We start from the raw sequence: 10851 nt of genomic DNA, 5'->3' as shown, positions 1-10851 counted from the left end.
GGTGGAGAAGGATAAAAGCCCGATAAATCCGATTCATATTCCAGATCGGAGTTGAAATAGATAAGTTTGCCTCCCATACCGTCGGAAACAACCAGACCGCCATCAGGGAAAAAAGCCATTCCTACCGGAAGGAGAAACTCTCCCGGACCGCTGCCCTTTCGACCGATTCGTCCAATGAACTCACCCTCCGGAGAGAAAAGGCTGACGCATGCTTTCTGTCTGTCAAGTACGGCTATATCACTTTCCGGAGTAAGGCTGACTCCTGCTATGCTGCCAAAAACATAGTTGCTGTCGCCAAGCTCTACTCCGATGGAATCGGTGATTGTCATATAAACATCCGCGTCCGGAAGAACATATTCTTCAGTGGCGGTTATCGGCTCGTCAACAACTTCTTCCGATGGGGATTCCTGAGCCCCGCACGCAAGCATCAGGATCAGGAATGTAAGGGTCAACAGTTTTTTCATGAAATTTCCTTTCTGTTAAAGGCTGAAATACAGCGAGTGCTCTCTTGGAGTCGGACTTCCGTAGAAACTCGCCGCTTCTTCGCGCTTAACCTTTAAGTAATCATCTATCAACTCGGGAGCAAAAACATTATTTTCCTGCAGGAACTCCCGGTCTACCGAAAGTGCATCAAGAGCCTCTTCCAGTGTCGCCGGAAGTATTGCAAGGTCGCTGGTGTCAAAATCATTCGAGAAGACATTTTCGTCTATGGGACCATATCCCAGTTTCTGCGGATTCATTTTCTTTTTCATTCCGTCAATCGCTGCCATAAGTATTGCGCTCATAGATAGATATGGGTTTCCACTTCCATCAGGAACCCTGTATTCAAATCTCATTGAATCCGGTGTTCTCGCGTAAGACGGCACTCTTATCGAAGCGCTTCTGTTAGGGCCTGAGAAGAATCGGTAAACCGGTGCTTCCTGTCCTGGTACAAGCCTGCGGTAACTGTTTACGGTAGCGTTCGAAAACGCGCAGATGGCAGGAGCATGATGAAGAATTCCGGCAATCGCGCTGAGAGCGGTTTTACTGAGACTGCAGTACCCATCCTTATTGAAGAAAATCCTATTCATATTCTTTGTCATGAACAGATGAAAGTGCATGCCTGAACCAGGCTCTCCCTCAATCGGTTTCGGCATGAAAGTTGCGGATAGATCGTGTTTAAGGGCAACGTTGCGAATTATATGTTTCCCCAGCATCACATTGTCAGCCGCGCTGAGGAAAGGTGCGAAATTAACTTCCACCTCACTCTGACCCATTCTGCCGACTTCATGATGGTGGTACTTGATCTGTATACCTGCCTTCTGCATATGAAACGCTATTTCAGATCTTATATCATGTAGACTGTCAACAGGATACATCATGTGGTATCCTGATTCCCCTGAATGAACAAAACCTTTTGAATCCGGGTTTCTCGAGTTTTCAGGTGCCTCAATGCTCCTCAGGCAGTAACCCTGGTTACCTGGCTCCATCCAGAAGGATACCTCGTCGAAAATGTAGAACTCGAACTCCGGTGCCCAGAAACTGTCTGTCGCCATCCCTGATGATCTCAGATAACCGGCTGCTTTCCGGGCTACTCCTCTTGGATCCTTTGCGAAAGGATTACCTGTATCAGGGTGTATTATGTCAGCGAATACAACAAGCGTTTTTCTCGCTGTAAACGGATCCTCAAAAACTCTTCTGGGATCTGGCTGAAGAATCAGATCTCCCGACTCGGTAAGGGTCATGCCTTTTAATGTAGATCCATCAAAACCTATTCCCCGACGAAAAAATTCCTCATCGACGACTGAAGCCGGTACAGTGACATGGCGCCAGTTCCCCAGAGCATCTGTGAAGCGCACATCGAGTTCTTCAAACTGCTCCTCGGCAAGTCTTTCAAGTTGAATCTGAATTGTTTTCTTTGCAACCACAGTTACATCCTCCTGAAGTTCCACGTTTTTCTCGAATATATGAATCTACAACCTTGTCAAGATGCCGGGCTAGATCAGACATCTCAAGTTCTCCAGTATTTATTCCATCAACAAAGAGCTGAACTCCAGAGGGGGTTCCAATCAGTGCAATATCTGCCTCTCGAGCTTCTCCCGGTCCGTTAACTTCGCACCCCATGATAGCTAATGTAAAATCTCCTTCAATTCCGGTAAGATGCTGCTGAACAGATAAAGCCAGTTTCTCCACATCAATTCGGGATCTGGCACATGTTGGACAGCACACTAACCGCGGAAATCTTTGCCGTATTCCAAGAGATGAGAGAATTTCCCATGCTACTGCTGGTTCCTTTTCCGGATTTCCGGACAGTGAGATCCGGATGGTATCGCCAATTCCCTCTGCAAGCAGAAGCGTCAGGGCAACCGTACTCCTTACACTTCCGGTGAGCTGCGGGCCTGCTTCAGTAACTCCAAGATGCAGAGGATAATCACATTCAGCCGATGCCATTCTGTTGGCAGCCACTGTGAGCATGGGATCGCTGGATTTAAGAGAAAGTACGATATCTCTGAAGCCGGAAGCTTCCAGCAGATCCAGATGCCTTCTTGCGGAAGCCCACATAGATTCTTTGTTCACTCCTCCGTACCTGTCTCTGAGGTCTCCTGGAATACTGCCGGAGTTAACTCCTATTCTGATCGGCACACTCAATTTCGAGGCTTCTTCAGCAATTAACCGAATATCCTGCTTCTTCCTGATGTTACCTGGATTCAGCCTGAGTTTGTGAATACCGGACTTAAGCGCGACAAGTGCCAGTTCCGGATCAAAGTGGATATCCGCTACAACAGGAACGGGTGATAATTCTAATATTTTTCCCAGAGCCTCTGCCGAATCCATGTCCGGAACCGCGACACGGACAATCTCAACACCCAGCTGAGCCAGTCTTCCTATTTGATTGAGAACAGCCTGTATGTCTTTGGTTGGAACAGTGGTCATGGACTGCACGGATATAGATGCTTTGCCGCCGATGGCGACATCACCGACCTTAACCTGCCTTGTTTCTCTTCTATTGATGCTGTTGTTCATATTCCTCTATGACTGATGAATGCTTATTATGTCTGAAAAGGCTAATATGCTTCAGAAAGGGTTGTAACTCAAGTTCATGATCATATTGTGAATGAGTTGGCTCAGGTTCTATTGGCAAGTACTACTCTCTTTCGGCCGGTCAGATCGTTCCCGCATTCCACGCAGCACCAGTTGTCATCATTTGAAATATGTTCTGCAACTGCGGGGACCTGATTTGAAGTAAGCTCCAGGGCAAGTACTCCATTCTTCTGCAGCAGGTAAGGAACTTCTTCAAGAAGAATTCGAACAAGATCAAGTCCATCAATACCTCCATCGAGGGCAATCCGCGGATCTCCAAAGCACACTTCCGGCTCGAGGGTATCTATTTCGGTGGAGGGAATGTATGGAAGATTCGCAATGATTCCATCGAATCGGGCAGTTCCGGTTCTGAACGGCTTCAGAAGATCAGCCTCAACCAGATCAACATTATCAATTCCGTGACGAATCATATTGTGTTTCGCAATGGTCAGCGCTGCACGGCTTATGTCAGAGCCAATTACAAGAGCTGACGGGTATCTAAGAGCCAGAGAAGCGGCAAGAATTCCTGAACCTGTGCCCGTATCAAGAAGAAGACGGGGTTTCGCAGGCAGTCTCCCGATGAAGAGTTCGGCGAGTGTTTCTGTTTCAGGCCGCGGTACAAGAGCATCCGGTCCTGTGATGAATTCTTTCCCGAGGAATTCCATCACCCCGGTGATATGCTGAAGCGGTTCGCGATTCCTCCGCCTGATTATCATTCTTTGAAAGCTCTCTAAGTCTACCGGGTCCAGCTCAGTGCAGTAGTGGAGATAGAGCGAATGTCTTTCCCATTTCATCAGATGGCAGAGGAGAATGTCAACTTCCAGTCGGGGAGACTCAAGGTTCGCGAGTTCATTCACGGCCCATCGGGAAGCATCCTGAACCAGCATCTCGTTCAGAAACCGGTGGAGACTTCTGAGAGCAGTCTTTCCTGCTCAGCTTCAGTCAGAGGATCAATCACCTGGTCCAGTTCACCTGAAAGAATTGCCTTCAATGAGTGAAGTGAAAGGTGTATGCGATGATCGGTGAATCGTCCCTGAGGAAAGTTATAAGTTCTTATCTTGGCACTCCGGTCACCAGATCCGACCATACCCTTTCGGACTTCATCGCGTTTAGCCCTTTCTTCTTCCTGTTTTAACGCGAAGAGCCTTGATCTCAGAACTTTCAGAGCCTTTGTCCTGTTTTTATGCTGGCTCTTTTCATCCTGGCATGATACCACCAGGCCAGTTGGTTCATGTGTGATTCTGACCGCTGAATCGGTTGTATTGACACTCTGACCACCCGGACCTGAAGATCTGTATACATCTATTCGAAGATCTTCAGGGTTGATTTCGATCTCCACTTCCTCAGCTTCGGGAAGAACTGCTACGGTACATGCAGATGTGTGTATTCGGCCTGATGTCTCTGTCTCCGGAACGCGCTGAACTCTGTGAACTCCAGCCTCAAATTTCATGCGGCTGTAAACACCGCTGCCACGGACAGCAAAGATTACTTCTTTGAAGCCCCCTCTTTCTGATCCGCTGCTGCTGAATATTTCAATAGACCAGCCCTTCTTCTGAGCGTAGTAAGAGTACATCTTGAAAATGTCAGCCGCAAAGAGTGCTGCTTCCTCTCCACCTGTCCCGGAGCGTATTTCTATCATAACATCTCTTCGATCATTAGGATCGGGAGGAATAAGGAGCCGTTTCAGCTTCTCATTAAGCTGCAGTAATTTCGCTTCAAGCTCAGGCAGTTCCATTCGCGCGATGGCAACAATGTCATCGTCATCATCACCAAGACTCTCATTCATTTCCCTGATAGAGGATTCGGTTTTTTCGATCTCACCAACCGTATTCAGTATTTTGGCAAGACCGGCTCTTTCTTCCGTAAGAGAGCGAATCAATGATGAATTTCTGAGGGTGTCAGGAGAGCAGAGACTGTCATCGATTTCCTGAACCCTCAGGGTTAATGACTCTCTGTCGGACGCTTTCATTCCTTACCCTCAGGATTATCGGCGCTCTCCTGTTCCCACATGGTCACGGAAGGTCCGGGATTCCGGCCAAGAGAAACCATCAATGAAGCCACTGCTACTTCGATTTCTTCCTTCCCGGCCTTTCGGGTGGTTAACTTCTGCAGAAGAAGCCCGGGTACTGTTACCGCTCTGGCCAGGGCTGATGTTTCCAGGTGACTGTCAGCAAGCTTGAGAAGTTCGTAACTGAGCCCCATTACTAATGGAATCATGGGTAGATGATAGATTATTCTTATCAGAGCGTTAGGGTTTGTCCCTGTAACAAAAACGACAAGAGAATCGAAAATTCCGTAGAAAAGAATTGTACCGAGCATAACAAGAAGAAGAAAGCTGGTTCCGCATCTCTGATGCAGGGGGCTTTGTTCCACTGCTTTCTCCACCAGGGGTTCAAGCCCTTTTTCCCATGCGTGAATTGTCTGGTGTTCAGATCCATGGTAGACGAATAATCTTCTTATTTCCGGCATCAGTGATATTGCTCCGAGGTATATGAGAAAAGCGGCAAGCCGGAACAGTCCAGCCAGCATGTGTATTCCAAACTGCTGCGTAGCGGAAATACTGCCACCGCTTTCAAGAATCCATTTACTGCTCTGAAGTGGAAGCCAGGCGAACAGAACCATCGCAAGCAGAAAAGCCAGTGCTGTTGTAAGGAATGGTCCTGCCCAATCGGTTTTTCTTCTTTCGCTGCCGGTTTTCTCATCCGGCTTCTCTTCAGCTATTTCAGCAGACCAGTTCAGAGCTTTCATGCCTAGACGGAGCGTATCGATCAGCATCGCAGCACCTCTGAAAACCGGTTTTTTCCAGATCGGGTTTCTATCCTTCAGCTGCTTCATGTCGAGCCTTCGTGCGAGGATCAATCCATCCGTTTTCCTTACGGCGACCGCCGTTGAAAAAGGAGAACGCATCATCACTCCCTCAATAACAGCCTGCCCGCCCGTTTTTGATTCGTGATCGGTAGAATCAGTGTTTTCAGCGTGGTCTTTCATTGCAGTTCTCCATACAATTAAATTAGCGAAGGGGGAAGCTGGAAAGCTCCCCCCTTCTTATATCGGACCGTAAACTAGTTACCGCTGTCTGCTGTCTTCTTGCCATACCTCTTCAGATACTTGTCAACTCTTCCGGCTGAATCAACAAGTTTCTGTTTTCCAGTGTAGAACGGGTGACAATTAGAGCATACGTCAAATTTCTTGTCTTTTCCTGTAGAACGTGTTTTTATCTTGTTCCCACATGTACAGGTGAATACGACTTCTCTGTATTCAGGATGAATATCTTTTCTCAATCTATTTCCTCCATGTTATAAGCAAAATGCACAGTATTATTCAGACATCGAAGCCATTGCGTCAAGGAACAGTTTGTTGGATTTGTATTTAGAAAGCTGCTTCTTCAATACTTCCATGGCTTCAACCGGGTTCATGTCAACCAGAATTTTCCGCATGATCCAAACCCTGGACAGAGCATTCGGTTCAATCAGCAGTTCTTCTTTCCTGGTGCCTGTCTTGGTTATATCAATTGCCGGATATATCCGTCTGTCAGCAAGGCGCCTGTCAAGTACTATTTCAGAGTTTCCGGTTCCCTTAAACTCCTCGAAAATAACTTCATCCATCCTGCTGCCGGTATCAATAAGAGCTGTAGCAATAATTGTAAGGCTCCCGCCGTCAACAATGTTCCTTGCAGCTCCAAAGAACCTTTTAGGTCTTTGAAGAGCGTTAGAGTCAACTCCACCAGAGAGAATTTTACCTGAATGTGGAATAACCTGGTTATTGGCTCTGGCCAGCCTTGTTATCGAATCAAGGAGAATGACAACATCGTAACCACTTTCAACGAGTCTCTTGGCCTTTGCAAGAACCATATCTGTAACCTGAATATGTCTTTTGGGGGCTTCATCGAAAGTAGAGGCAATTACTTCTCCCTGAACGTGTCTTCTCATATCCGTCACTTCTTCAGGACGTTCATCAATCAGAAGAATCATCAGTTTCGCTTCAGGAGAATTAGCGGAAATGCTGTTTGCAATACTCTGTAGAAGCATTGTCTTTCCAGCTCTCGGAGGGGAAACTACAAGAGCTCTCTGCCCTTTTCCTATCGGAGCCAGTAAATCAAGAACCCGTCCCGCTATATTCTCAGCATTGGTTTCAAGAATAAACCTTGATTCGGGATAATAGGGAACCAGTGTGTCGAAAGCAGGTCTGTGTTTCAATTCTTCAAGGCTTCTACCGTTAACACTCTCAATTCTCAGCAGAGCAAAGTATTTTTCGCCGTCCTTGGGTTTCCTTACCTGACCTGATATTGTGTCACCTGTACTCAGCGAAAATCGTTTAATTTGAGATGGTGACACATAAATATCCGTTGAACTCGGAAGATAGCAACCTTCATTTGATCTGAGAAATCCGTATCCCTCAGAGAGTACTTCCAGAACACCCGTTGAGTACTCCAGTCCGTTTCGCTCAGTCTTATTCTCAAGAAGCTTTCTTATGAGATCACTTTTTCTTGTCCCTGATACTTTTTCGACTTTCTTCTCTCTGGCTAATGACTGAAGGTCAACGAGTGTCTTCTTTTCCAGTTCGGCAAGCGAGTAGTCGTGTTGAGGTTTTTGGTTCATAAATCCTCTTCAATTCGGGTTTTACAAATGAATATATACAGTGACAGTGCCAAATTCTCTGCTGACACTTAATACACATGAGAATTTCTGCATCCTATAAGTCTAAAAAGATTTCCCGTCGAGAAATTTAACTGGATTACTCAGCGAGTACATCAGATAAGCATGCAAATAATCTGAAATGTCCGTTCAATCGTCAACCCCTTTACAGATTCGGGGGGACGACCGATGTAGTATTATACATAGTTGTATTAACGGACAACCTTAAAATCATATCCATTTATCTGAATCAACAGACTGGAGAAACAGCTGTTTTGAGAACCTTGAGAATAGCGGGCTTCAGCGTGCTGGTGGCAGTAGTGCTTATTATAGCATCCGGCAGACTGCTTCACAGCAACTCAAGTGAGGATGATTTGACCTTTGTTCTTATTGCTGCAGGCATTTTTCTGCTATCTGCCGCTCTTGCAGTAACTTCGCAAAAGAAATCACGAAGATCTTCTGACAGATTAATCATCTACTGGGTTTGCGTTGGAATAATGATAAGTGTACAGTTCACAGGTGGAAGCAGCAGTCTTTTCTATTCAGGATATCTTCTTTTTCTGATGTGGGTGTCCCTGTCCCCAACCGGAGTGGAAGCAACTGAACTTGGTCTGCTTATAGGATTTGTAGAAGCTTTCGCCTTACTGAATGCTTCTATCTGGTCCGGAGAGGGATCGCTGCTCACAAAACTTATCCCATTACTCCTGCCCGCCCTGAAGGCTCTTCTTGTCCCGTTTCTTTTTGGTCTGGTTGCTGACTGGTTGGCTGAAAAGGAACTGTTCCTGAATGAGGCCTTTTCATTCGGGAGAAAAAAGGAGGAAGAGACCGATAACATATCCTCGAAAACAGGAACAATTCTATCCTATCCACTGCTGACTATCATTCAAAGGAATTCCAGTGCGGATTCCACATGTCTGTTTATTCAGCATGATGATGGATTTTACAGGTTGGAAAACTTTGTGGCTAGAGATAATTCAGTTATTGACAGATATATGTTACCCGCAAATCACAGACTTCTCAGAATCCTCAGGAATAGCAACGAACCTGTATCAATCAAAGCAGGTTCATATGCTGAACGTTCTGAGCTTGCACCGTACCGCCTTACCACACTGAAAGATGAAAAATTCTTCTGGATAGTCATTTGCCGCCTTGGCAAGGCAGATAATCCAGCCGGTTTTCTGCTTCAGGATTTTTATGGTGATAAACCATCTTCAGCAGCTATCCGGAATCTTGAGAATGCGGCTGAAGCGCTGAACATGAATGTGTTGAATACTGGAATCGATTCTCTACCTACCGAGAACGGCAGCTGGATGGCTAGACTGGTTTCCCATTCCGGGATGGACTCTCTGGACGCATCGGTTCAGGGAATCGCAAGCCTGCTCTCAGAGATCATCCCGGATTCAACAGTATCGATTGCTGATGTGAATGTGGAAAACAAAGAGATCCGTGTATGGGTTTCAAGAGGTCCTCTCGCCAGATGGCGGAGGAAGAGAGTTTCTTCAATCAGTGAAGGGTTGGCGGGATGGATAGTAAAAAATCGTGTCCCCTGCAAGCGCTCCGGAATAAAGCACGGAGAAAGAAACGTCAGTTCCTTCTCAAGCGAAGGGGATCTTAACCTCCGAGTGGGCAGCTGCATGGGCGTTCCCGCTATGCGTGATAACGAAGTGTTTGCTGTTATCATTGTTGAGCACGAGGATGATAAGGCTTTCGATCAGTATCATGAGAGTATCATTCTTGCTGCTGCGGGATTGCTTGCTCTGACTGATGAACTGGCAGATTTCAGAAACAGATTCAGAAATATTTCCGGCCGTGATACTCTGACCGGGCTTCCGGGAATTACACTCTTTGACAGACATCTGCACGAGATGGCAAAAAGAGTTCAGACATACGGATGGTCAATTGGGGTGCTTGTTGCAGATATCGATGAGTTCGAGTTAATCAACAGGAACCACGGCTACAGTGAAGGAGATAAAGTTCTGAAGGAAGCTGCTACTCGCTTCAGAAATTGCTTTTCTGATGAAATACTTATTTCCAGAACCGGTCCGGACAGTTTTGCGGCATGCATTCCAAAAGCAGAGAGAGCGGAAATGGAAGCCCTGAGCCAGAGAGTGGCTGATGCTCTTTCGTGGCGGTATATATCCCGCACATCGGATACTCAGATATCAATTACAGCATCAATTGGCGGCTGTTACACACATGTGAACAGGAAGGTTCAGCAACTGACCGGTGAAGCGGAAAAGATCGCTGAAGATGTCTCTAAAACAGGATGTGGTAACTGTCAGGTTCACAAAGTTACTCTTACGAATACGGCGCAGAGTGACTGAGAAAACCTGGCAAACGGTTCACATGTTAGCGAGAAGAGGTTCTCTTCTGTTTATGCTGTCTGTCATTTTTTATCTGAGTCACCAGCCTTCAATCGAAATAATACCTCCACTTTTCCCTATGCAGGATAAAGCACTTCATGCAGTCGAATTTTTTCTACTTTTCGCTGCACTTCTTCTGAATAAGGATCTATGCAGAGGTTTTCATCCACTGCCCCTTCTGTTCGCTGCAGGGAGTTTATGGGCTCTTCTCGATGAGATACATCAAAGTTATGTTCCAGGAAGAGACTGTTCTGCAGGTGATTTCCTGGCTGATATCGTGGGTATGGTTATATGTCTCCTGATTTACTTATATTTGTTCTACTATAGAGATTATTCTTCTTGACATATGACATGTATTCGTTAAGATTTCATAGTTAGTGGATAACCGTGCGAGTATATGGAAAATATTATTTGTATATTTGCGCCAGTAAGAAAAACCAACCGAATCGAGAGGAGGTGCCAGGTATGCTCAAGACGAGAACAAAATTGTTCCTTCTTGGACTCCTGACAGTGTCTCTGCTGTTAGCAGCATGCGGCCCAAGCGCCGCAGAACTTCAGGCAAGAGACGATGCCCGAGCCGCAGCTCTGGCTGCAGAGGCCAAAGCAGATGGCCTTGAGGAAGAACTTGCAACTCTACCCGGTCATATCGTTGAAGAACTTGAAGAGATTGTTGCACTTGAAGTGGAACTTGCTGAACTTACACAGGAATACTATTCACTCGGCGGCGGAAGCCGATAGCAGGGAAAGGGGAAAACAATGAAGCGTACAATAGTATTAGCTCTGATGATTTGCCT

11 protein-coding genes are annotated in these 10851 nt (G+C 46.3%); 3 read left to right on the top strand and 8 right to left on the bottom strand.

The window, feature by feature from the left end:
- The 8 genes from K8R76_06465 to rho form a co-directional block, all read right to left on the bottom strand.
- The coding region (locus K8R76_06465; protein MCD4847816.1) for a 6-bladed beta-propeller at window positions 1-464 on the bottom strand (464 nt) is incomplete at its 3' end.
- Window positions 465-479: 15 nt separating this feature from the next.
- Complete coding sequence (gene glnA / locus K8R76_06460; GenBank protein ID MCD4847815.1) at window positions 480-1907, bottom strand: type I glutamate--ammonia ligase; 1428 nt, start codon at window positions 1905-1907, stop codon at window positions 480-482.
- On the bottom strand, window positions 1873-3003 hold the full coding sequence (gene ispG / locus K8R76_06455) for a flavodoxin-dependent (E)-4-hydroxy-3-methylbut-2-enyl-diphosphate synthase (GenBank protein MCD4847814.1): 1131 nt from the start codon (window positions 3001-3003) through the stop codon (window positions 1873-1875). Before ispG ends, glnA begins: the two co-directional genes overlap by 35 nt.
- Before the next feature lie 101 nt (window positions 3004-3104).
- Window positions 3105-3917 (bottom strand): peptide chain release factor N(5)-glutamine methyltransferase, encoded by an 813-nt coding sequence (gene prmC, locus K8R76_06450; GenBank protein ID MCD4847813.1) that lies wholly within the window; start codon window positions 3915-3917, stop codon window positions 3105-3107.
- A gap of 35 nt (window positions 3918-3952) precedes the next feature.
- Window positions 3953-5029 carry a peptide chain release factor 1 gene (gene prfA / locus K8R76_06445; GenBank protein MCD4847812.1) on the bottom strand — a complete coding sequence of 359 codons (1077 nt, stop codon included), beginning with the start codon at window positions 5027-5029 and terminating at the stop codon, window positions 3953-3955.
- Window positions 5026-6048, bottom strand: coding sequence for a DUF1385 domain-containing protein (locus tag K8R76_06440; GenBank protein MCD4847811.1), 1023 nt, complete (start codon window positions 6046-6048; stop codon window positions 5026-5028). Before K8R76_06440 ends, prfA begins: the two co-directional genes overlap by 4 nt.
- 74 nt (window positions 6049-6122) lie before the next feature.
- Entirely contained in the window at window positions 6123-6341 is a 219-nt protein-coding gene (gene rpmE, locus K8R76_06435) for a 50S ribosomal protein L31 (protein MCD4847810.1), read from the bottom strand.
- 36 nt (window positions 6342-6377) lie between these two features.
- A complete protein-coding gene (gene rho / locus K8R76_06430) occupies window positions 6378-7658 on the bottom strand; it encodes a transcription termination factor Rho (GenBank protein ID MCD4847809.1) in 1281 nt (426 codons plus the stop codon).
- A gap of 311 nt (window positions 7659-7969) precedes the next feature.
- On the opposite strand from rho, the gene K8R76_06425 reads away from it, so the two are divergent.
- From K8R76_06425 to K8R76_06415, 3 genes are all read left to right on the top strand, one after another.
- Window positions 7970-10018, top strand: a complete 2049-nt coding sequence (locus tag K8R76_06425; GenBank protein MCD4847808.1) for a diguanylate cyclase — start codon at window positions 7970-7972, stop codon at window positions 10016-10018.
- A 52-nt stretch (window positions 10019-10070) separates the two neighbouring features.
- Complete coding sequence (locus K8R76_06420) at window positions 10071-10400, top strand: VanZ family protein (protein MCD4847807.1); 330 nt, start codon at window positions 10071-10073, stop codon at window positions 10398-10400.
- A gap of 122 nt (window positions 10401-10522) precedes the next feature.
- Window positions 10523-10795: a hypothetical protein gene (locus tag K8R76_06415; GenBank protein MCD4847806.1), complete on the top strand. Its 273-nt coding sequence runs from the start codon at window positions 10523-10525 to the stop codon at window positions 10793-10795.
- Window positions 10796-10851 lie beyond the last annotated feature (56 nt).

This window comes from Candidatus Aegiribacteria sp. (genome assembly GCA_021108435.1).
Classification (GTDB): Bacteria; Fermentibacterota; Fermentibacteria; order Fermentibacterales; family JCC-6; genus Aegiribacteria.
Note: the sequence above shows the minus strand (reverse complement) of the source record. Positions and strands in the feature narration are given on the sequence as shown.